Origin of the sequence: Nonomuraea sp. NPDC049028 (assembly GCF_043197735.1) — a bacterium.
Classification (GTDB): Bacteria; Actinomycetota; Actinomycetes; order Streptosporangiales; family Streptosporangiaceae; genus Nonomuraea.
Genome location: NZ_JBICTR010000011.1, coordinates 99096 through 120518, shown reverse-complemented (window position 1 = coordinate 120518; position 21423 = coordinate 99096). Strand labels below are relative to the sequence as shown.

Genomic DNA, 21423 nt, shown 5'->3' with positions numbered 1-21423 from the left:
GGCAGTCCCCGAAGAGAGGTGCACCGTGCGGCTGGGTCGACACCGGGCGGCGCTGCCCGCCGAGCAGCGCCGCAGGAAGGCACTGCAACGCGGCCTGCTGGCGGGGGCGGGGGCGCTGGCCATCGTCACCGCCACCGTGGTCGTGCTCTTCGGTGGAGCCGGCGCGCTGTGCACGACACGAGAGCCTGTTCTGGTCAGCGTGGCCGCCGCGGTGGACATCGCTCCGGCGGCCATGGAGGCGGCCGGGAAGTTCAACGACGCCAAGAACTCGATCGGCGGCCGGTGCGTGCTCGTCCAGGTCACCGAGCAGCCTCCGGCCACCGTGCTGCGTACGCTGATCGGCGACCGGGCCGGCGTGCTGCGCGAGCGGCCCGACGGCTGGATCGCCGACTCCTCCGCCTGGATCCGGTTAGCCCGCAAGCAGGGCGCGAGCGCGCTGCCCACGGGGGAGAGCGTGGTGGCGACGTCGCCGCTGGTGTTCGCCACGCGGTCGTCGCTGGCGCAGCGCTTCTCCGTCGGCAAGACCGAGATGAACTGGCGGATGGTCTTCCCCTCCACCGTCCGGGGCCGGCTCACGCCCAACGCCAACGAGCCCGACATCGTACGCGTGCCCGACCCGTCGCTGGTCGGCGCGGGCATCGCCACGGTCGCCGCCGCCAGGGACGTCGTGGGCAACGGGCCCGAGGCCGACAAGGCGCTGACCGCGTTCGTCCGCTGGGCGCAGGCGGGTTCGGCGCCCGACTACCGCTCGATGCTGGCCGCCGTGGACGACCACACGTTCTGGCAGCGGCCGGTGGTCATCGTGCCCGAGCAGTCGGTGTGGACGCACAACCAGCAGCCGTCGGCCGACCCGGTCGTCGCGCTGCGCCCGCGTGAGGGCACGATCAATCTCGACTACCCGTACGTCGTCACCGCCACCGACCCCACGGTCGCCGAAGCCTCGACGCTCTTCGCCGACTGGCTACGCGGCGCCGAGGCCCAGGATCTGGTACGGCGGGCCGGCTTCCACTCGGGCGACGGCGCGCAGGGCCCGATCTCGCCGGGGCCGGAGATCCCGACGGGCGCCCCGAAGACCCGGCCCTCGGTGTCGCCCGAGGACATCGACGAGGCACTGCAGGCGTGGAGCAGGCTGGCGCCGCCGACGAACATCCTGGTGCTCGCCGACACCTCCAAGCACATGGCCGAGAAGCTGAAGGACACCACCCGGCTGGGCGTCTCGCTGGCCGCGGCCAAGATCGGGCTGCGGCTCTTCCCCGACACCACGTACATGGGGCTGTGGGAGTTCGCCGTCGGGCTCGGCCAGGCCAAGGGCTACCAGCAGCGCGTCAGCATGGGACCGATCAACCGCCCCGAGAGCGGCCAGCTGGTCCGCAGGAGCGTACTCGACCAGCTCACCACCACGATCACCGCGCATCCCGACCGTGACAGCTCGCTCTACGACGCGATACTCGGCGGCTTCCACGAGGTCGCGGGCAAGTATCGCGCGGAGATGAACAACACGCTCCTGGTGATCACCGCGGGCAAGGACGACGGTCGCGGCATCAAGCTGCCGCAGCTGATCAGCAAGCTCCGCGAGGAGTGGGACCCGAACAAGCCCATCCAGATCGTCATCATCGCCTTCGGCAACGCGGACCGGGCGAGCCTGTCCGACATCACGTCGGTCACGAACGGCTCCCTGCACATCGCCCAGCAGCCGGACGAGATCATCGACGTCTTCCTCGCCGCGCTCGCCCGCCGCCTGTGCCACCCCACCTGCAAGCCGACGACGTATTGAGGAAGACACGTAATGAGGGGGCGCCGGGAAGCCCCGGCACCCCCTCGCTCGCTCGTGAACTCCGCGCTAGACGCGCTGCCATAGCGCCGGTACGTTCGGCGGCTCCCATCCGGGGAGTGAGGTGTGCGCCTGGATGCACTTGTACGACAGCCCGGCGTACGTGACCATCGCGCCCACCGCGTACGCGACATTCGGCGCCCAGGTGCCACCCGGCGAGGTCACCGTCGGGGTCGGCGTGGGCGTCGGGGTGGGGGTCGGAGTGGGCGTGGGGGTCGGGTTCCCGCCGCCGCCGCCGAACCTCAGGTCGACGCAGGAGTAGAAGGCGTTGGACGTGTCGGCGATGTTCCAGATCGCCAGGACCTTCTGCCGGCCGCTGTAGCCGGCGAAGTTCACGGTGTGGGTGACCGTCGCCGGTGGCTGGGCTCCTCCGTCGTTGAACGAGGCGACCCGGGTGTTGCCGATGAAGTACTCCCAGGTGCTGGTGGAGTGCCTGGCGGTGAGCGTCCACCTGAAGGTCACCGAGTTGCCGACCGAGGTGACCGGCCAGGGCTTGGACTCGTCGCTGAGCTGGGCGAAGCGGGCGTTGTTGGCGTGGCAGTTACGCAGCCCCTTCGGCCCTTCCACGCTCTGCGGCTCGTAGATGATGTCGCCGCAGTTGGGCACCTGACCCTGCGCGCAGAACGCCTGACGGCTGGGCGGGGAGTTGATGTAGCCGTGCGCCAGGGCCGGCTCGGCGACGTAGACCATGGCGGCGATCGAGACCACCGCCACGGTGAGTAACGTGAGCATCCTTCTCATGGAGTGCTCCTTTACATGGGGGGATGCTCCGAATGTAAAGGAAACCTTATTAACGGTAAATGGCCCCTTGACTGCCTTTGACTGGCTGTCAGCGCGTCAGGATGAAGTCCTGGGGATCGCGGGGCGGACGGTCCCGGGGCGGGGCCGCCGCGTGGCCCACCGCGACGCAGCCCATCGGGTCCCACGACTCCGGCAGGTCGAGCACCTCGCGCACCACCGGGCGGCAGAACATCGTGGACGACACCCACGCCGAGCCGAGTCCCTCGACGGCCAGCTGGATGAGGAAGTTCTCGACGCCCGCGCCCGTCGCCACGATGAACATCTCGCGTTCGGAGGCGTTGCGCCGCTCGTCACGGTAGGTGTGTGAGCCCTCCATCACCAGGCACGGCACGACCAGGTAGGGGGCGTTGCGCAGCACGTCACCGCGCCTGACCCGCTTGGTGATCGACTCCTCGGTGAACCCGTCGGCCCGCAGGTCGGCGATCCAGGCATCACGCATGGCGTCGAGCAGCTTCACCTTCGTCTGCGCCGACTCCACGAGCACGAACCGCCACGGGGTCGTATGGTGCGGCGCCGGCGCGGCGATGCCCGCCGCCACCGCCCGGCGTACGGCATCGGAGTCGACGGGCTCGGCGGAGAACTCCCTGATCGTCCGGCGGGCGAACACCACGTCACGCGAGCCATAGCGGAACATGTCCTCGTCGGCCGGCCGGACCAGCGCCCGGACGCCCGGCCCGTCCTCCTCGGTCACCAGGTGGGACAGGCCGCGTACGACGGCCATGGGCACGCCCGCGAGCTTGCCCTTGACCAGCTCGGCGGCGGCGGCGATCTCGTCGATCAGGGCGGTCACGGTGGCGTTGAGCGGGTTGCCGTGGGTGTCGGCGCCGCCGCGCAGGTCTTCGAGCGGGGTCACGCCGGCGGCGCCGATCGCCACGTCGGTCAGCCCGTGGCGCCACGGGCGGCCGAAGGTGTCGGAGATGATCACGCCCACCCGTGCGCGGGTCGCCAGGGCCGCGCGGATGCGCTGGGCGGAGGCGTCGGAGTCCTCGGGGAGCAGCAGGACCGTGCCGGGGGCGGTGTTGGAGGCGTCGACCCCGGCGGCGGCCATGACGAAGCCGTGGCGGGTCTGCGAGATGACGGTGTCGCCGCGCCTGGCCACCACGCGCTCGGTCTCTTCGGCGATGGCGGCCAGGCGGTCGGGGGCCTGGCGGACCCGGCCCTCGGCCTTGCTCACGATCTTGGAGGTGATGACGAGGATGTCGCCGTCACGCAGGTCGGCGTCGCCGAGCAGGGCCGCGATGTCGTCACCTGGCCGCACCTCACCGATGCCCGGGACTCCGAACACCTCGACACGACCGGCCGGACTCATGGGGGTCATCGGGCGAGCTCCAGGGCCAGGTCGAGGGTGGCGCGGGCGATGTCGGCCGCCGCGTCGGCGTCGTGCATGATCAGCGGTCGCGACTCCACCCTGACCCCGTCGAGAGCGACGCCGAAATCCTCCTCGGCGACCAGCCAGCCGTCGATCAGCTCCGCGCCGTAGAGGTCCAGCACCGCCTGGGCGCTGGTCTCGACGCCGATCGCGGTCAGGCAGGCGTCGGCCATGCCGCGCACCGGCGCCCCGCCGATGATGGGGGAGACGCCCACCACGGTCTTGGCCAGCAGCGCCTCGCGGATGCCCGGCACCTGAAGGATCGTGCCGATGCTCACCACCGGGTTGGACGGCGGCAGGATCACCACGTCGGCTTCCGCGATGGCCTCCAGCACGCCGGGCGCCGGCTTGGCGGTCTCGACCCCGACCAGCGCGATCGACTCGGCGGGGATGGCGGCGCGCAGGCGTACCCACCACTCCTGGAAGTGGATCGCCCGCCGCCCGCGCTCGTCGGAGACCACGACGTGCGTCTCGCAGCGGTCGTCGCTCATCGGCAGCAGGCGCACGCCCGGCTGCCAGCGCGCGCACAGCGCCTCGGTGATCTGGGAGAGCGGGTAGCCGGCCTCCAGCATCTGCGACCGGACGATGTGCGTGGCGAAGTCGCGGTCGCCCAGCCCGAACCACTGCGGTTCGACCCCGTAGGCGGCCAGCTCCTCCTTGACGGCATGGGACTCCTTGGCGCGGCCCCAGCCCTGTTCCTCGTCGATGCCGCCGCCCAGGGTGTACATGACAGTGTCGAGGTCAGGGCAGACGCGCAGGCCGAACAGGGTGATGTCGTCGCCCGTGTTGCCGATGACGGTGATCTGGGCGTCGGGGGCCGTCGCCCGCAGGCCACGCAGGAAGCGGGCGCCGCCGATGCCGCCGGCGAGGGACACGATGTGCATGCGGACCAGTCTCGCACCGGCCACCGACACGCCTGTCTCGGGAGGCGGCTTTACAACGCTTCGGTCTCCGAAAAACCCAGCAAACCATGCTTTATGTGGACGTCTAGCACGTAAGAGGTTGCTCGGACATCCGCCGCCAAAGTCATCGATGTGGCAAACTCCCTTCGGGCCAAAGGGTCCGATGGGGGTACTTGTGAGCAAACTTGACGTCGCCCGGCTGAGGGAGCCGGCCGCCTGGCTCATGCTCGCCGGCGGCGGACTGAACATCCTCGTGGCCATCGGCAAGGTCCTGGTCAGCTCTTCGGGCTCCGTGGTCGCCGACCTCTCCTTCGCGGACCGTGCCTTCAGCAACTTCGCGAACTTCACCAGCCCCGTCACCACGGCGCTGCTCCTCGGCTCGGTAGTGCTGCTCACCAAGGTCGGCACACCGTCGTCCCAGGCCAAGCCGGTCGCGTTCGGCGCGGCGGCCATGCTCGGCATCGCCACCCTGTTCGGCGCGATCACGCTGATCCTCGGGCTCTTCGCGGGCAGCGGTGCGCGGTTGACGGCGGAGTTCGTGATCAGGGGCGTGCCGGTGCTCGCGCTGACGGCCATCGCGCTGGTCTACCTGCTCCCACAGGTCCTGCCCGACCGCCCCGCCGTCCAGCCCCAGCAGGGGTACGGCCAGCAGTTCCCCAACGCCCCTTACGGTCAGCAGCCCCCCAGCCAGCAGCAGCCGTACGGTCAGCAACCCCCCGATCAGCAGTCTTACGGCCAGCAACCCCCCAGCTATGGCGGCCAGCCCGAGCAGCCCGGCTACGCCCAGCAGCCTCCGGGCCCCGGCGGCCAGCCTGAGCAACCTGCTTATGGTCAGCAGCCGCCGAGTTATGGTGGCGCGCCCGAGCAGCCCGCTTACGGCCAGCAGCCGCCCAGCTTCGGCGGCCAGCCCGAGCAGCCCCCCTACGCTCCTGAGCCGGCCTCGACCCCCCAGCCGGTCACCGTCGCATTCCCCGCCACGACCGACCGAGACCAGCCAGACCAGGGCTTCCCCCAGCCCCAGCCCCAGCCCGGCTTCGGCCAGACGGACCCCGGCTTCCCCACGCCTCAGCCCCAGCCCGGCTTCGGCCAGACGGACCCCGGCTTCCCCACGCCTCAGCCCCAGCCCGGCTTCGGCCAGACGGATCCCAGCTTCCCCACGCCCCAGCCCGGCTTCGGTCAGACGAACCCGAGCTTCCCGACGCCCGACGGCGGCCACCAGCCGAAGCCCGAGTACCAGCCCGCCCCCTACGTCCCCGCGGACAGCCAGCCGAGCGCCTTCTCCCAGCCGTTCAACACACCGGCCAACCAGGCGATCACCTACAACACCCCGGATAGCCAGGCGGTCCCGTACAACACCCCGGATAGCCAGGCGGTCCCGTACAACACGCCGGACAACCAGCTGATCCCGTTCAGCACACTGGACAGCCAGGCGGCTTCGTACGTCCCCGCGGACAGCCAGCCCAACACCTACGCTCCCGCGGACAGCCAGGCGAACGCCTACCAGACGGTCGACAGCCAGCCGAACCCGTGGGCGCCCGCCGACCCGGCTCAACCCCCGGCGCAGAACCAAGCCCCGCCGCAGCCCCTGTTCGGCCAGCAGCCTTTCGGCCACAACGCCTTCGACCAGCCGCAGGGCCAGCCCCAGAGCCAGCCGCAGGGCCAGCCCTTCACCGGCTTCTCGGGTCACGAGTACGCCACCCCGGCCGCCTACCAGGAGCCCGACCCGCCGGTGGACCCGCGTTCCCAGCAGCTCCTGGACGCCTACCAGCAGGCCGAGACCTACCAGCACTCGGCGGCCGGCGCCCCCTCCGACCTGCGCGTTCCCGACTACGCGAGCCAGCAGCAGGCCAGGCCGTACGACGACCCCTTCGGGCACCCGCAGCAACAGCAGCCGGGCTACCCGACGCAGCCTCCCGCCCACCAAGCGCCCGCCCATCAGGTCCCTTACGAGCCTCAGCCGGCTCAGTACGAGCCGCAGCCCTACCAGCCGCACCACCAGTCGCAGCCCCAGGCGGCCGGATGGGGCGACCACCCGGCGGAGTCCACTGTCCGGCTCGACCAGTCGATGTTCCGTGGTGACGCGCTGGGTGGCGACGCGCCCCGGCAGGGAGACGACCCGATCGACCCCACGGCCATATACAGCCCCAACGAGCCACGCAGGTAAGAGACCGTTAAAGCACGGCTAGAGAGAAGGTGGGCCACGGGCGGAAGTCTCTCCCGCCCTGGTACGGTTCGGACCACTGCCAGACGTTGCAACACCCCAGGCCAACGCCATGGAAACAGGGACGAGGCCGGGGTGCGAACATCACATGCCATGCACACCGGGGCGAGATCTGGTCTTTCCCCGGATACCGGCATGCCGCTTGACTCCACGTACGGCACACGCGTGTAATTACAACCATGTTGTTACGCCTTCCTGTGGGTGGGTAGTAAGGAAGGCGTTCCATGGGGGGCTCCATTGCGGGCGGGCGGCAGGGAGGTGTGCAGTGACCGATCTGGTCATCGCACAGGATGAGCTTGACGCTGAAGAACTCGGCTGGCAGGAGCGTGCGCTGTGCGCTCAGACGGATCCGGAGGCGTTCTTCCCGGAGAAGGGCGGCTCCACCCGAGAGGCCAAGAAGGTCTGCCGATCATGCGAAGTACGTGCGGAGTGCCTTGAGTACGCACTCGAACACGATGAGCGGTTCGGCATCTGGGGTGGGCTGTCCGAGCGGGAGCGCAGAAGGATCAAGCGAGAGGCCGTTTAGGGATATAAGGGTTAGCGATATATGGGATATATGAGAAGGGGTCGCACGGGCTGCCGTGGGACCCCTTTTCGCATGCATGGTGGGCGGGTCGCCGATCACCGAACAGCCGCTGGCACCCGCCCGAACCTGGACCCCGCTCCCGAAGCCGACGGCCACGTCATCCGTGCTTCCCCGATGGGCGTGGCGTCCAGCCAGATCTGCTGGCCGTGGGGAGTGACGGTCATGCCGAACCGGTCGCGGCCGGGCTTGCCCCAGCTCACCCAGCGGAAGTAGGCATCGGTGACCTCCTCCCACAGAGGCCGCCGGCCTACCTGGTAGACCTCGTACTCCTCTGTGTTGGGTCGCCACGCCACGGTCGCCCAGGAGTACGCCTCGTCGGGGTCGGACACCCACATCCGGTACAGCTCTCCGTCTTCGTCCGGTTCCGCACTGCCGCTCGAGGTCAGGCCCGTCAGCGACGAGATGGCGAGGTCCGCTCCGGACGGAGCGTAGGCGATCGTGCGGGGGTCCACGCGCGTGGTGAAGCGGTGTTTGTCCTCTGGGCCACGGGCCGGGCGGTCCGCGACGGGACGCTGGGAGCGCATCATCATGTACGAGGCGAAGCCGAGGAAGCGGCCGTACGCGGTGCCGTCCGGGGCGACGACGAGCCGCAGGGCGTGGTTGTCGCCGAACCCGGGACAGTAGGGCAGCACGATCTCCCCGCCAGGACGGCACTGCTCCACCCACGTGTACGGCACGGTGCGGATGCCGCAGGTGACGTGAACCCGATCGAACGGCGCCCGCTCCGGGCAGCCGGCCGCGCCGTCGCCGACGATCAGATGCGGGTGCACGCCGGCCGCGCTCAGGTTCTTGGCGGCCTGGTCCGCCACCATGGGGTCGACCTCGATCGAGGTCACGTTCTCCGCGCCGACGAGATGGGACAGCAGGGCGGCGGTCCAGCCGGTGCCCGTGCCGATCTCCAGCACCCGGCGGCCTGGCACGGTGTCGAGGATCTGGAGCAGGTCCGCGACGGTGCTCGGCGCCGAGGCCGAAGAGGAGTAGCCGCCCACCTTGTCCCTGATGTCGGTGGCCCCGTCGTCGAGCTGGGTGACGATGGAGTGGGGCGAGTAGACCGCGTCCCACCAGGCGTCCGGGTCGGCGTCGCGGTCGATGATGTACGCGCTGTCGGGGGTGGTCGGCACGGGGAGCGCGACCGAAGGGATGAACAGATGGCGGGGCACCGCGCGGATCGCCCCTTTGACGCGTGGCCCGATGTCGTCGAACTCGTCGAGGTGCTCGATCAGGCGTTCAACCCCCTGCGCCGTGTCGTTCACTACTTCTTTCCGTCCTTCGAGTCGGCGCTGTGTGCGCCGTTGGAGGTCTTGTTCTGGTCCTTGTTGGAGCTGGCTTCTCGGCTTACGGCGGATTTCGGATCGAGGGCCTCGGCCTTCGGGCTGTCGGGCTTCTCGTGCCTGCCCACAGATGCTCTCCTTCGCATGGAACGAATGAACACGCACGGTAATCGTATGGCTACTCTCTGCAACTAGGCAAGGGTTGCCAAACCTTCGACCGCCGCGCTGGTCCAGGTGGTCAGCGGCGGTCGTCGTAGCCCGGGTCGACGGTCTCGGGTGACAGGCCGAGGAGGGTGGCCACCTGCTCGACCACGGTGTCGTGCACCAGCGCCCCCAGCGTGTCGCGGTCACGGGCGCGGGCCTCCAGCGGCCGCCGGTAGATGACGACGGCGGCCGGGTCCTGGCCGCGCGCGACGTCGGCGCGGCCGAACGGGATCGGTTCGGAGCCGAGCCGGGGCCCGTCGCCGAGCTCGCTCAGCGGCGGCACCTCCTCGACCGCGAACTCCACCGCCGCCAGCTGCTTGCCCCACTGCGGCCGGAGCCGGTCGACGGCGTCGAGCACGAGATCGTCGAACCGCTCGCTGCGTGATCTGGCGATCGGCACGTGGGAGGGCGCGAGGGGGCCGCGCATGCCGCGACCGTGCCGGTCACGCCGTCTGGGGCCACGCCGTTGGTTCACACGGCAAGTGTACGGGGAGGCGGCTTCGGGGCAGTTGGGGAGAAAGGCTGCGACAGGTGTCCGAATTGTGGCGACACGCTCGTTAAGAGCGCCCAGATAGTGGCGCCTCGCACTCTTACCAGATACGGTCCCTCCGTGAGCCCCGTCCGCCGCTGTTCCCGCACCGCCTGCAGTCAGCCTGCAGTCTTCACGCTCACGTACGTATACGCCGACTCGACCGCTGTTCTCGGCCCTCTGGCGACGTACGCCGAGCCACACTGTTACGACCTGTGCGCCGAACACGCCGAGCGACTGACCGCTCCCCGCGGCTGGGAAGTGGTGCGGCTGCCCACGGACGGCACGTCGCCCAGCTCCGACGACCTCGAGGCGCTGGCCAACGCCGTCAGGGAGGCCGCCAGGCCCGCGCCGTCCGGTGGCGGCGAGCCGGTCGGCCAAGGGGTCGAGGTCGGGCGGAGGGGGCACCTGCGCGTTCTTCGGTCCGCCCAGCAACATCGCGACCGGTAGGCTCGGTCGTACACGTGACGACCTAGGGGCGGAGCTGGAGAGTGGGCGACCTCGCCAAGATCTTCAAGGCGTACGACGTTCGCGGCGTGGTGCCTGACGAGCTGGACGAGCCGACCGCCGAGGCCGTGGGGGCGGCCTTCGTCGAGGTGACAGGGGCGCGATCGGTCGTGGTCGCGCATGACATGCGGGAGTCATCCGGGCCGCTGTCCGCGGCGTTCGTGCGCGGGGCGCGCTCGCGCGGCGCCGACGTGGTGCACGCCGGGCTGGGCTCCACCGATCTCCTCTACTACGCCAGCGGCAGCCTGGGGCTGCCCGGCGTGATGTTCACCGCCAGCCACAACCCGGCCCGATACAACGGCATGAAGATGTGCCGCGCGGGCGCGGTGCCGATCGGCGGCGACAGCGGCCTCAGCGAGATCCGCGACCGCGCGGCCGAGCTGCTTGGCAGCGCCGCCGAGCCGACCGGTTCGCTGATCGAGAAGGACCTGCTCCAGGGCTACGCCGACCACCTGCGCAAGCTGGTCGACCTGTCGAGCATCCGGCCGCTGAAGGTCGTCGCCGACGCGGGCAACGGCATGGGCGGTCACACCGTTCCGGCCGTCTTCGAGGGCCTGCCGATCGAGCTGATCCCGCTCTACTTCGAGCTCGACGGCTCCTTCCCCAACCACGAGGCCAACCCGCTGGAGCCGGCCAACCTGCGCGATCTGCAGCGAGCCGTCCGCGAGACGGGCGCCGACCTCGGGCTGGCCTTCGACGGCGACGCCGACCGGTGCTGGGTGATCGACGAGCGCGGCGAGTCGGTCTCGCCGTCCGCCGTCACGGCGCTGGTGGCCGTACGCGAGCTGGGCAAATACCCGGGCGCGACGATCATCCACAACCTGATCACGTCGGCGGGGGTGCCGGAGATCGTCCGCGAGCACGGCGGCGAGCCGGTGCGCACCCGCGTCGGGCATTCGTTCATCAAGGCCGAGATGGCCCGCACGGGCGCGGTCTTCGGCGGCGAGCACTCCGCCCACTACTACTTCCGCGATTTCTGGTTCGCCGACTCCGGCATGCTCGCGGCGATGCACGTGCTGGCCGCGCTCGGCGAGCAGGACCGCCCGCTGTCGGAGCTGATCGGCGCCTATGCGCGCTACCACGCCTCGGGCGAGATCAACAGCACGGTCGCCGACCAGGACGCGGCCCTCCAGTCCGTACGAGAGGCGTTCGGCTCCAGGGGGGCTGTCGACGAGCTCGACGGGCTCACCGTGACCGGCGCCGACTGGTGGTTCAACCTGCGCGCCTCCAACACCGAGCCGCTGCTGCGGCTCAACGCCGAGGCGGCTGACGAGAGCAAGATGACGGCGATACGGGACGAGGTCCTCGCCATGGTTAGAGGGGTGTCAGTGTGAAGATCGACGACTGGCTGCTGGAGATTCTGGCCTGCCCGGCGTGCAAGTCACCGCTGCGCGCGGAGAGCGAGACCGAGGAGCTGGTCTGCACGGGATGTGGCCTGATCTATCCGGTCAGGGATGACATTCCCGTCCTGCTCGTCGACGAGGCCAGGAAGCCGTGACCTGGGAGCCCGAGCGGCTCGATGACCAGCACCATCTCACTGAGGGCGATCCGGGCGGCATGCTGGTGGCGGTGGCGGCCTCGGCCGCCCAGGTCCGCATCGCCTACCGCGCCGCGGTCGAGGCGGGCGTCGACCGGCTGATCTCCCGAGTACGCCCGCGCGCGATCGTGGTCCTGGGCATGGGCGGCTCCGCGATCGCGGGCGACGTCCTGGCCGCGGTCTGCGGCAACGGCGCCCCGATGCCCATCATGACCCTGCGCTCCCACCAGCTGCCCGGCTGGGTGGGCGCCACCGATCTGGTCATCGCGGTGTCGTGCTCGGGCCGCACCGAGGAGACGCTGTCGGCGGCCATGGAGGCCGTGCGGCGCGGTTGCTCCCTGCTCGCGGTCGGCAGCGCGGACTCACCCCTGGAGGCGATCGCCAGACAGGCCTCCGCCGTCTACGTGGCGGTGCCCGCGACCGGGCAGGCCCGCGCCAACCTCTGGCTGCTGACGATCCCGCTGATCGTGTCCGCCGCCTCGCTCGGCCTGGTCAAGGCCGACGAGGAGCTCTACGAGCGGGTGGCCGGGACGATGGAGGACATGGCGCACCGGTGCCGCCCGTCCAGCGAGTCGTTCGTCAACCCGGGCAAGGCGCTGGCCATGGAGCTGGCCGAGAGCGTGCCGATGATCTGGGGCTCGTCCTCCGTCGCCGCGGTCGCCGGCTACCGACTGGCCTGCCAGCTCAACACCAACGCCAAATACCCGGCGATCTACGGCGAGCTGCCCGAGACCGGCCACAACCAGGTGGCCGCCTTCGACGGGCCGATGGCCGAGCGCGACATCTTCGCCGACGCCGCCAGCCGCACGCTCAGGCTGGTGATGCTGCGCGACGTCGAGGAGGACCCACGGGTGTCGCGGCGCCGCGAGGCGACCGTACGACTGGCGAACGACCGCGACGTGCCCGTCACCGAGCTGTCCGCCGAAGGCACGCATCCGCTGGAGCGGATCGCCTCGCTGATCGGCCTGGGCGACTACGCGGCCACCTATCTGGCTCTCGGATATGGCGTGGATCCGACCCCTGTGCCGGCGATCACGGAGCTCAAGGCCAGAATTTCGCAATAGGATCCCTTTTCGGGCCTATAACGACATGATCATGATGAGTGGAGTTTTTCGGTGAGCGCGAGTGGCGGTAGCAAAGCGATCATTGCGGCGTTGACCGCCAACCTGGCGATCGCCGTGTCGAAGTTCGTGGCCGCGTTCTTCACCGGGTCGTCCTCGATGCTCGCCGAAGGCATCCACTCCGTCGCCGACTCGGGCAACCAGCTGCTGTTGCTGCTCGGCGGCAAGCGGGCGCAGCGGGAGCGGGACAAGGCGCATCCCTTCGGATACGGGCGCGAGCGCTACTTCTACGCGTTCGTGGTGGCCGTGGTGCTGTTCACGATCGGTGCGGCGTTCTCGCTCTATGAGGGCGTCACCAAGATCCTGCATCCGCACGATGTGGAGTCGCCGATCTGGGCGTTCGCGGTGCTGATCTTCGCGATCATCGCGGAGGGTTTCTCCTTCCGTACGGCGATCAGGGAGTCCAACCCGCTGCGCGGCAGTCAGTCGTGGGTGACGTTCATCCGCCGGTCCAAGTCGCCCGAGCTGCCGGTCATCCTGCTGGAGGACCTTGGCGCGCTGCTCGGCCTGATCTTCGCGCTGTTCGGCGTGGCGATGGCGGTCATCACGGGCGACGGCGTGTGGGACGGGGTCGGCACGCTGATGATCGGCCTGCTGCTGGCCGTGATCGCGGTCGTGCTGGCCATCGAGACCAAGTCGCTGCTGGTCGGTGAGGGGGCCTCGGCGGAGATGGAGGCCCAGATCCGGACCGCGCTGGAGAGCACGCCGGCGGTCGACCGGGTGATCCACATGCGCACGATGCACCTCGGGCCGGAGGAGCTGCTGGTGGCGGCCAAGATCGCGGTTTCGCACGACGACTCGGCCTCCGAGGTCGCCAGGGGCATCGACGAGGCCGAGCGGCGGATCCGTGAGGCCGTACCGATCGCTCGGGTCATCTACCTGGAGCCGGACCTCGACCGCTCGCACACGCCGACCGCCTGACGCGCTCCTCCCCGGGTGTGCGCGGCTACGAGGTGAGTGGGGCCGTGTTGCGTCTGATGAGGCGGGTGGCGCGGCGCCAGCCGCGGCTGGGCAGGCCCAGCGTGATGAACGCCTCGGCCTGCAACGCCGACACCCCGATCCGCGGCAGATCCCGGGCATTGGGGTAGACCACGAACCGCGGCTCCCAGATCGGCCGGAACTTGGCGTTGAACCGGTACAGCGACTCGATCTGGAACCAGTGCGACAGGAACACCAGCAACCCGCGCCACGCCCGCAGCACCGGCCCGGCGCCGAGCCGCTCGCCCCTGGCCAGCACCGCCCGGAACATCGCGAAGTTCAGCGACACCTGCTTGATCGCCATCTCGGGTGCGGCCTGGAGGGTCTTGACGATCAGCAGCTCGTTCAGTCCGGGATCGGCGTCGCGGTCCCTGCGCATCAGGTCGAGGGAGATGCCGTGCGGCCCCCACGGCACGAAGTGCAGCACGGCGCTGATCTCGCCGTCCTTGTGCGCGGTGGCCACCACGCAGTCGGCGTCGGCGGGGTCGCCGAAGCGGCCGAGCGCCATGGAGAAGCCGCGTTCGGTGTCGGTGCCGCGCCAGGAGACGGCGGCCTGCTTGATCCGTTCCTTCTCGTCCCCGGTCAGGTCGGCGACCCGTCGTACGCGGCAGGTGTAGCCCCCGCGCTCGACCCTGTTGGCCATCTGGCGGACGTTGCGCATGGCCCGGCCCTCCAGCGTGAAGTCGGCGACCTCGACCACCGCCTCGTCGCCGAGCTCCAGCGCCGACATTCCGGTCCTGCGGGTCCACACCTCGCCGCCGACCTCGCCGCAGCCGATCACCGCGGGCACCCAGGCGTGCCGTCTGGCCTTGGCCATGAACCCGTCGATCGCCGCCGGCCACGCCTCGCGGTCGCCGATCGGATCGCCGCTGGCCAGCATGACGCCCGAGACGACCCGGTAGGCGATCGCGGCCTTGCCCGAGGGGGAGAAGAGCACGCTCTTGTCGCGGCGGAGCGCGAAGTAGCCGAGCGAGTCGCGCTGCCCGTGTCTGCCGAGCAGGTCGCGCAGCCGCCGCTCGTCGTCCTCGGTGAGCTCGGAGATCGGGCGTTCGGGGCGCAGCAGCAGGTAGAGGGAGGTGACCGCGGTCAGCGTGCCGAGCGCGATCAGCGAGAGGTAGACCAGGTCAGAGACGCGGTCGTCGGTGTAGGTGACCGGGCCCTCGACGCCCACCAGGCCGTACACGACATGCTGGAACCGGTCCAGCACGCTCGGGTCGCCGACGATGACCCTCGGGTGGGCGCTGACCAGCAGGTAGCCGAGGCCGAGGTCGAGGGCGCCGAGTCCGAGGAAGTTCCACAGCGCCCGCCAGCGGGTGCGGGGGTCGGACAGCGCGACGAACTCATGCCTGTTCAGCAGCAGCACCAGGCAGACGACCAGGCTGAGCACGGCCGTGACCAGGTGACGCAGGTGGACGAGCTCTACGGCCGCGCTCACCGGCAGCAGCACCACCATCGCCCGCCAGGCCCGCGCCTTCCTGCGGCGCAGCCCGTGCGCCAGCATCACCAGCAGGATGCCGACGATCAGGGCCGTCGCCCGCGCGAGCGTGGTGACGATGCCGGGCAGCAGATCGGACCACTGGCCCATCCTCGTGCGACCGAATCCCGGGGCCACGGCCCTGATGATGTCGAGCAGACCGATCATCAGTGAGGCGTAGCCGGTGACAGTCGGCACCCATGGGCGCGCGAGCCTCTTCACAGCTCCATATTAGATTCGAGGCTCTATAACGGCCGTGTTAGCTCGCCGCTGGTGATCAGGTGATTCCGGTCCGAGACCGGGCCAACCGGCGATCAGGTCGAAGAGCCGAACCGGGGTCCGTGCCGACAGATTTGCCGCAAGGGCTTAACCCGATGCTTACGCCGCGCGGAGTATGCCTATCGTGGAGGGCGATATGGGACTGACCTCGGTGAAACTTCAATTTCTCGTGCTGGTGCTCGCGGTAGGGGCGCTGGTCGCGACCGTGTGGCTGTGGCCCCGGCTGAGCGGCCGCGGCTGGCCGGCCGTACTGGGCAGGGTGGGTGTGCTCGCGGGAGACCAGCTGTTAACGCTGGTGGCGCTCGCCCTGATCGGGAACTCCTACTTCGGCTTCTACGGCTCGTGGGACGACGTGCTCGGCACCGACACGGGATCGGCGCCCATCACGGTCGCGGGCGTCGGCGCGGGCATCAAGGTGCTGTCCCAGCGGGCCGTACGGGGCGGGCGGATCGAGCAGGTGATGATGCCGGGGCCGACCACGCACCTCAGCGAGGAGGCGTACATCTTCCTGCCCTCGGCCTACTTCACCGACAAGCAGGCGCGCTTCCCTGCGATCCTGTCGCTGACCGGCTACCCGGGCGACCCGCGCAACCTCATGACCCGGCTCGACCTGCCTGGGCGGATGGCGAGCGCGATCGCCAAGCACCAGGTCAAGCCGACGATCCTGGTGATGATGCGGCCGAGTGTGGTGCTGCCGCGCGACACCGAGTGCGTCGACGTGCCGAACGGGCCGCAGGTGCAGGCGTACTTCGCCACTGATGTGCGGCGGGACATGATCGCCTCGTACCGGGTGGGGAGCGGGCGGGACTACTGGGGCGTACTGGGTGGCTCGACCGGCGGCTACTGTGCGCTGAAGCTCACCATGACCCATCCGGACGCGTTCTCGGCGGCCGTGTCGCTCTCGGGCTACTACAAGACGATCATCGACGGCACCACCGGTGACCTGTTCGGCGGGGACAAGGCGGTCGAACAGCGCAATGACCTCATGTGGCGGCTGTCCAGCCTGCCCGCGCCGCCGGTCACCGTGCTGGTCACCAGCAGCAAGAAGGGCGAAAGCGACTACCGGTCGACGCAGCAGTTCCTGGCCGCGGTGAAGCCGCCGATGCAGGCGTCGTCGCTGATCCTGCCCAGCGGCGGGCACAACTTCAACACCTGGAACAGGGAGCTGCCGCAGGCCCTGCCGTGGCTCGCCCAGCAGCTCCACGCCCCTGCCTCCGCCGCTTAGCGGCCCTTACTCGTGGCCGGTTACGCAGGACGTGCCCGCGTCCGACTGGTCGAACAGGCAGCGGCCGTCCTTGTCCAGCGTGATCACTTTCTTGACCGACTTGAACTGCTTCAACGTGGCGGCGATCGTGTGCAGGGCACGCGCGTCGCCGCCCACCCCGCTGCCCCACACCGTCCGGCAGAAGCGCAGCGTGGCCTTGCCGTCCTTGATCTTCAGCTTGAAGTCGGCGCCGCAGTCGGACGGCCCGCGCAGCCGTCCGGTCAGTTCGGAGCGCAGGCCCCTCCCGCGCTCCGCCTTGGTCGGGCCCGCGATCAGTTGCTCGATCGCGAACTTGGCGACGCCGCGATCGGGCGCCTTCCTGGTCACCGCGACCACCTTGCCGGGAATGCCGTCTCCCTTGGCGAAGTAGACCTTGACCTCGCCGGTCAGCTGCGCCGGGGAGAGGGCGAGCACGGTGGCCATCAGCAGTTCCATCATGACCGTTTGGACGCGTGGCCGGGAGCGGAGGTTCGCAGGAGGCGCAACGCCTTCTCCTGCTCGAAGTCCAGGGCGCGGCGCGGCGCCTGGATGCGCCCGATTCGCACCCCGAGATCGCGTACGGCGCCCGCCACGGCGGGCTCGCTCAGCACGCGCAACGCGAACGCCAATTCGGCGGGCGAGATGTCGAACCGCTTCTCCAGCTCGATCCCCTGAGCCACGGCCGCGAGCTCGTCCGTGCCGAACCGCCGATGCGCACCCTGCTCCCGGACCGGCGGCAGAAGGCCGAGAGCTTCCCGGTATCGGAGCATTCGCGGGGACATGCCGAGCCGCCTGGCCGCTTCAGTGATGCGCATCCTTACATTCTTACGTCAGTTTTCGGGTGGTAGAGATGCGACCTTGCTCGGACGGCACCTAAACTCATCGCGACAACTCCGTGATGCGAGGGGAAAACCCGATGGACTTCAAGGTCGCCGACCTTTCACTTGCCGACTTCGGCCGCAAGGAGATCCGGCTCGCCGAGCATGAGATGCCCGGCCTCATGGCCATCCGCCGTGAGTACGCAAGTGCGCGACCCCTGTCCGGCGCGCGGATCATGGGCTCCCTGCACATGACGATCCAGACCGCCGTCCTCATCGAGACGCTGGTCGCGCTCGGCGCCGAGGTCCGCTGGGTCAGCTGCAACATCTTCTCCACCCAGGACCACGCCGCCGCCGCGGTCGTCGTCGGCCCCACGGGCACCGTCGAGGACCCCAAGGGCGTACCGGTCTTCGCCTGGAAGGGCGAGACACTGGAGGAATACTGGTGGTGCACCGAGCAGGCGCTCACCTGGCCGGGCGGCCAGACCCCCAACATGATCCTCGACGACGGCGGCGACGCCACGCTCCTCGTCCACAAGGGCGCCGAGTATGAGAAGGCCGGGGCCGTCCCGTCCGCCACGGACGACGACCCGGAGGAGTGGCACGTCATCATCGACCTGCTCCAGCGCACGGTCGGCGACGACAAGCGGTGGACCGCGATCGCCGAGAGCATCAAGGGCGTGACCGAGGAGACCACGACCGGCGTGCACCGCCTCTACGAGATGCACAAGACCGGCTCGCTGCTGTTCCCGGCGATCAACGTCAACGACTCGGTGACCAAGTCCAAGTTCGACAACAAGTACGGCTGCCGCCACTCGGTGATCGACGGCCTCAACCGCGCCACCGACGTGCTGATCGGCGGCAAGGTGGCCGTGGTCTGCGGCTACGGCGACGTGGGCAAGGGCTGTGCCGACGCGCTGCGCGGCCAGGGCGCCCGCGTCATCGTGACCGAGATCGACCCGATCTGCGCGCTCCAGGCGGCCATGGACGGCTTCCAGGTCACCACGCTGGACGAGGTCGTCGGCCTGGCCGACATCTTCGTCACCGCGACGGGCAACTTCGACATCATCACCGCCGCCCACATGGCGAAGATGAAGCACCAGGCGATCGTCTCCAACATCGGTCACTTCGACAACGAGATCGACATGGCCGGCCTGGCCAAGCTGCCCGGCGTCGAGAAGCGCAACATCAAGCCGCAGGTCGACGAGTGGGTGTTCGCCGACGGCCACTCGATCATCGTCCTGGCCGAGGGCCGGCTGATGAACCTGGGCTGCGCCACCGGGCACCCGAGCTTCGTCATGTCCAACTCGTTCACCAACCAGGTGATCGCGCAGATCGAGCTGTTCACGAAGACGGACGAATACCCGATCGGCGTCTACGTGCTGCCCAAGCACCTGGACGAGAAGGTCGCCCGCCTGCACCTGGACGCCCTGGGCGTGAAGCTCACCGAGCTGACCAAGGTCCAGGCCGAGTACATCGGCGTCCCCGTCGAGGGCCCGTTCAAGTCCGACCACTACCGGTACTGATTTCTATTTTTTACGGCAGAGCACGGTGAGCGCCAACCCCGCACGGGGTTGGCGTCTGTCCAGGGGAACGCTCCTCCGGTGATGCGGGGCGGGGCGCCGTTACGTGCGTCTTCTTGACCGTCTTCTTCGGGGAAGTGTGGGGTGGAGCGGTGGATCTTACGGAGAGTGGAGAGCGGCATATCAGTTGGGCCGCTCGGTCCATGCCGGTGTTGACCGCTGTGGGGGCGCGGTTCGCTGTGTCCCGGCCGCTCGACGGGTTGAAGATCGCCGCTTGCCTGCATGTCACCGCTGAGACCGCGGTGCTCATGGGGGCGTTGAAGGCCGGAGGCGCTGAGATCGCTCTTGCCGCCTCCAACCCCCTGTCCACGCAGGATGACGTCGCCCAGGCGTTGCGCGGCTATGGGATAGCCGTTCACGCGCGGGCCGGGGTGGATCGGGCCACCTACTACCGGCATATTCATCAGGCGCTCGATCTGGGGCCTGATCTGGTGCTGGATGACGGGTGTGATCTGGTCAACATCCTGCACACCGAGCGGACCGATCTCCTGGACGGGGTCTCCGGAGGTTGCGAGGAGACCACTACCGGGATCATCCGGTTGCGGCAGATGGCCGCCGAGAGCGCCTTGCGGTTTCCGGTGGTGGCCGTGAACGACACCCGGACCAAGCGGATGTTCGACAACCGCTACGGGACCGGGCAGTCCACGCTCGACGGGATCATGCGGGCCACCAACATGATGCTGGCCGGGCGGACCGTCGTGGTGGCCGGGTTCGGCTACTGCGGCCGGGGGGTCGCCGAGCGGGCCAAGGGGCTGGGGGCGCGGGTGCTCGTCACCGAGATCGACGCCGTCAAGGCGCTGGACGCCACCCTCCAGGGATACGAGGTGCGGCCCATGGCGGAGGCCGCCGTGGCAGGGGATCTGTTCATCACCGTCACCGGGAACCGGGACGTCATCCGGGGCGAGCATCTGGCCCTCATGAAGGATGGCGCCATTCTCGCCAACGCCGGGCATTTCGACATCGAGATCGACGTGCGGGCCCTGGACGAGCTGGCCGAGGAGGTCCACCGCGGGGTCCGGCCCAACACCGACGAGTACGTGCTGGCGGACGGGCGGCGGCTGCTGTTGCTGGCCGAAGGGCGGCTGGTCAATCTGACCGCGGCCGAGGGGCATCCGGCGGCCGTGATGGACATGTCGTTCTCGGCGCAGGCGCTGGCCGTCGCCTGGCTGGCCGAGGAGCGGGCGCGGCTGATGCCGGGCGTCTACGACGTACCCGAGGAGATCGACCACGAGGTGGCCAGGCTCAAGCTGGCCGCCGCCGGGATCGGGATCGACACGCTCACCGGCGAGCAGGAGGAATATCTGCATTCCTGGCGGGTCGGTTCCTAGGCCAACATTCCTGGTTTCCAGGGCACATTCCTGGGGGCGGCTTCTAGAGCGCCCTCCTGGTGGGTCCGGCTGCTAGAGCAGTTGGCCCATCCGCCGGATTTCCGCCGCCTGGCTCACCGAGATGTCCTCGGCGATCTCCTGGACGCGCAGGTGCGAGCCTTGGGTGATGACCTCGGTCGACATGGTGATCGCGCCCTGGTGGTGAGCGGTCATCAGCTGGACGAACAGCTGGTCGAACGCCGGGCCCTTGGCCGCCTTGAGGCTCTCCATCTGCTCCGGCGTGGCCATGCCCGGCATGCCCTCGTGGGCGGCGTGGTGGTCGGGCACCTGCTGGCCCTGGGCCTTCAGCCAGTCCGTCATCATGGCGATCTCCGGGCCCTGCACCTGGTTGATCCGCGACGCCAGGCGCTTCACCCCGTCGTTCGCCGACCGCGAGGCGGCCAGCAGGGCCATGTCGAGGGCCTGGCGGTGGTGGATGATCATGTTCTGCATGTAGCGGACGTCGGCCGCGTTGGCCTTCTGGGGCGGTACGGCGGTGGCGGCCTCGCTCGGGCTCAGCGTCCTGGCCTCCTCGCCGGGTCGTCCGGGAGCGATGACGGGCGCCGTGGCGTCGGCGGTCGGGGCGGGCGGGGCCGCGGAGGTGCCCCCCGAACAGCCGGTGACGAGCAGGATGGCGCAGGTGCCGACGGTTAGTGCGTAGCGCACCTGACCTCCTTGACCGCGGGGAGTCGCGACGTCGCACTATAGACGCCTCTCCGACTCCAAGGAAATAGGGCAAGTCAGCAAATTTATTGACACAGTGCTTGCTAGGCGAGAGCTGACAGTCCGGGTCAGAATTTTG

21 protein-coding genes are annotated in these 21423 nt (G+C 69.4%); 11 read left to right on the top strand and 10 right to left on the bottom strand.

Translation table 11 applies throughout. From position 1 onward, the window contains the following. The first annotated feature begins 25 nt into the window (after positions 1-25). Complete coding sequence (locus ACGFJ2_RS39545) at positions 26-1774, top strand: substrate-binding domain-containing protein (protein ID WP_357949015.1); 1749 nt, start codon at positions 26-28, stop codon at positions 1772-1774. Between the two features lie 66 nt (positions 1775-1840). On the opposite strand, the gene ACGFJ2_RS39540 is transcribed toward ACGFJ2_RS39545, so the two are convergent. The 3 genes from ACGFJ2_RS39540 to cofD all read right to left on the bottom strand — a co-directional run bounded on the left by ACGFJ2_RS39540 (position 1841) and on the right by cofD (position 4885). Then, positions 1841-2572 carry a lytic polysaccharide monooxygenase gene (locus tag ACGFJ2_RS39540; protein WP_358179832.1) on the bottom strand — a complete coding sequence of 244 codons (732 nt, stop codon included), beginning with the start codon at positions 2570-2572 and terminating at the stop codon, positions 1841-1843. Positions 2573-2660: 88 nt separating this feature from the next. Continuing rightward, positions 2661-3941, bottom strand: a complete 1281-nt coding sequence (locus ACGFJ2_RS39535; RefSeq protein ID WP_358180071.1) for a coenzyme F420-0:L-glutamate ligase — start codon at positions 3939-3941, stop codon at positions 2661-2663. A gap of 5 nt (positions 3942-3946) precedes the next feature. Further along, positions 3947-4885 (bottom strand): 2-phospho-L-lactate transferase, encoded by a 939-nt coding sequence (gene cofD, locus ACGFJ2_RS39530; RefSeq protein WP_393477325.1) that lies wholly within the window; start codon positions 4883-4885, stop codon positions 3947-3949. 193 nt (positions 4886-5078) lie between these two features. Between cofD and ACGFJ2_RS39525 the strand changes: the two genes are divergently transcribed. Together ACGFJ2_RS39525 and ACGFJ2_RS39520 are read left to right on the top strand one after the other, a co-directional pair. After that, positions 5079-7067: a hypothetical protein gene (locus ACGFJ2_RS39525; RefSeq protein WP_393477322.1), complete on the top strand. Its 1989-nt coding sequence runs from the start codon at positions 5079-5081 to the stop codon at positions 7065-7067. Between the two features lie 322 nt (positions 7068-7389). Then, on the top strand, positions 7390-7650 hold the full coding sequence (locus tag ACGFJ2_RS39520) for a WhiB family transcriptional regulator (RefSeq protein WP_214633495.1): 261 nt from the start codon (positions 7390-7392) through the stop codon (positions 7648-7650). A 95-nt stretch (positions 7651-7745) separates the two neighbouring features. On the opposite strand, the gene ACGFJ2_RS39515 is transcribed toward ACGFJ2_RS39520, so the two are convergent. The 3 genes from ACGFJ2_RS39515 to ACGFJ2_RS39505 all read right to left on the bottom strand — a co-directional run bounded on the left by ACGFJ2_RS39515 (position 7746) and on the right by ACGFJ2_RS39505 (position 9612). Continuing rightward, a complete protein-coding gene (locus tag ACGFJ2_RS39515) occupies positions 7746-8963 on the bottom strand; it encodes a methyltransferase domain-containing protein (RefSeq protein ID WP_357949026.1) in 1218 nt (405 codons plus the stop codon). After that, positions 8963-9109 (bottom strand): hypothetical protein, encoded by a 147-nt coding sequence (locus ACGFJ2_RS39510; protein WP_393477319.1) that lies wholly within the window; start codon positions 9107-9109, stop codon positions 8963-8965. Before ACGFJ2_RS39510 ends, ACGFJ2_RS39515 begins: the two co-directional genes overlap by 1 nt. 110 nt (positions 9110-9219) lie before the next feature. After that, positions 9220-9612, bottom strand: a complete 393-nt coding sequence (locus tag ACGFJ2_RS39505) for a metallopeptidase family protein (protein WP_357647905.1) — start codon at positions 9610-9612, stop codon at positions 9220-9222. Positions 9613-9795: 183 nt separating this feature from the next. On the opposite strand from ACGFJ2_RS39505, the gene ACGFJ2_RS39500 reads away from it, so the two are divergent. The 5 genes from ACGFJ2_RS39500 to ACGFJ2_RS39480 are packed head-to-tail and all read left to right on the top strand — an operon-like array spanning position 9796 to position 13800. Beyond that, the gene (locus ACGFJ2_RS39500; protein WP_214633499.1) at positions 9796-10164 is read left to right on the top strand and encodes a DUF3499 domain-containing protein; all 369 of its coding nucleotides are present in this window, start codon (positions 9796-9798) and stop codon (positions 10162-10164) included. A 41-nt stretch (positions 10165-10205) separates the two neighbouring features. Beyond that, entirely contained in the window at positions 10206-11555 is a 1350-nt protein-coding gene (locus ACGFJ2_RS39495) for a phosphomannomutase/phosphoglucomutase (protein WP_393477316.1), read from the top strand. Continuing rightward, complete coding sequence (locus tag ACGFJ2_RS39490; protein WP_214633501.1) at positions 11552-11719, top strand: Trm112 family protein; 168 nt, start codon at positions 11552-11554, stop codon at positions 11717-11719. The genes ACGFJ2_RS39495 and ACGFJ2_RS39490 overlap by 4 nt, the downstream gene beginning before the upstream one ends. Beyond that, entirely contained in the window at positions 11716-12822 is a 1107-nt protein-coding gene (locus tag ACGFJ2_RS39485; protein WP_393477313.1) for an SIS domain-containing protein, read from the top strand. The genes ACGFJ2_RS39490 and ACGFJ2_RS39485 overlap by 4 nt, the downstream gene beginning before the upstream one ends. A 51-nt stretch (positions 12823-12873) precedes the next feature. Then, positions 12874-13800 carry a cation diffusion facilitator family transporter gene (locus tag ACGFJ2_RS39480; protein ID WP_357949038.1) on the top strand — a complete coding sequence of 309 codons (927 nt, stop codon included), beginning with the start codon at positions 12874-12876 and terminating at the stop codon, positions 13798-13800. 25 nt (positions 13801-13825) lie between these two features. Here ACGFJ2_RS39480 and ACGFJ2_RS39475 read toward each other — a convergent pair whose 3' ends face one another. Continuing rightward, positions 13826-15553 (bottom strand): phosphatidylglycerol lysyltransferase domain-containing protein, encoded by a 1728-nt coding sequence (locus tag ACGFJ2_RS39475; RefSeq protein WP_357949042.1) that lies wholly within the window; start codon positions 15551-15553, stop codon positions 13826-13828. A gap of 193 nt (positions 15554-15746) precedes the next feature. Here ACGFJ2_RS39475 and ACGFJ2_RS39470 point away from each other — a divergent pair, with 193 nt between their 5' ends. Beyond that, positions 15747-16835 carry an alpha/beta hydrolase gene (locus ACGFJ2_RS39470; RefSeq protein WP_393477309.1) on the top strand — a complete coding sequence of 363 codons (1089 nt, stop codon included), beginning with the start codon at positions 15747-15749 and terminating at the stop codon, positions 16833-16835. Positions 16836-16841: 6 nt separating this feature from the next. Here ACGFJ2_RS39470 and ACGFJ2_RS39465 read toward each other — a convergent pair whose 3' ends face one another. Both ACGFJ2_RS39465 and ACGFJ2_RS39460 read right to left on the bottom strand, forming a co-directional pair. Further along, positions 16842-17312, bottom strand: a complete 471-nt coding sequence (locus tag ACGFJ2_RS39465; RefSeq protein ID WP_393477306.1) for a GerMN domain-containing protein — start codon at positions 17310-17312, stop codon at positions 16842-16844. After that, positions 17309-17668 (bottom strand): MerR family DNA-binding transcriptional regulator, encoded by a 360-nt coding sequence (locus tag ACGFJ2_RS39460; RefSeq protein WP_357647890.1) that lies wholly within the window; start codon positions 17666-17668, stop codon positions 17309-17311. Before ACGFJ2_RS39460 ends, ACGFJ2_RS39465 begins: the two co-directional genes overlap by 4 nt. A gap of 101 nt (positions 17669-17769) precedes the next feature. Between ACGFJ2_RS39460 and ahcY the strand changes: the two genes are divergently transcribed. Continuing rightward, positions 17770-19197, top strand: a complete 1428-nt coding sequence (gene ahcY / locus ACGFJ2_RS39455) for an adenosylhomocysteinase (protein WP_357949053.1) — start codon at positions 17770-17772, stop codon at positions 19195-19197. A gap of 149 nt (positions 19198-19346) precedes the next feature. Continuing rightward, positions 19347-20582 (top strand): adenosylhomocysteinase, encoded by a 1236-nt coding sequence (locus ACGFJ2_RS39450; RefSeq protein ID WP_357949056.1) that lies wholly within the window; start codon positions 19347-19349, stop codon positions 20580-20582. 72 nt (positions 20583-20654) lie between these two features. On the opposite strand, the gene ACGFJ2_RS39445 is transcribed toward ACGFJ2_RS39450, so the two are convergent. After that, positions 20655-21287 carry a DUF305 domain-containing protein gene (locus ACGFJ2_RS39445; RefSeq protein WP_357949059.1) on the bottom strand — a complete coding sequence of 211 codons (633 nt, stop codon included), beginning with the start codon at positions 21285-21287 and terminating at the stop codon, positions 20655-20657. Positions 21288-21423: the final 136 nt, after the last annotated feature.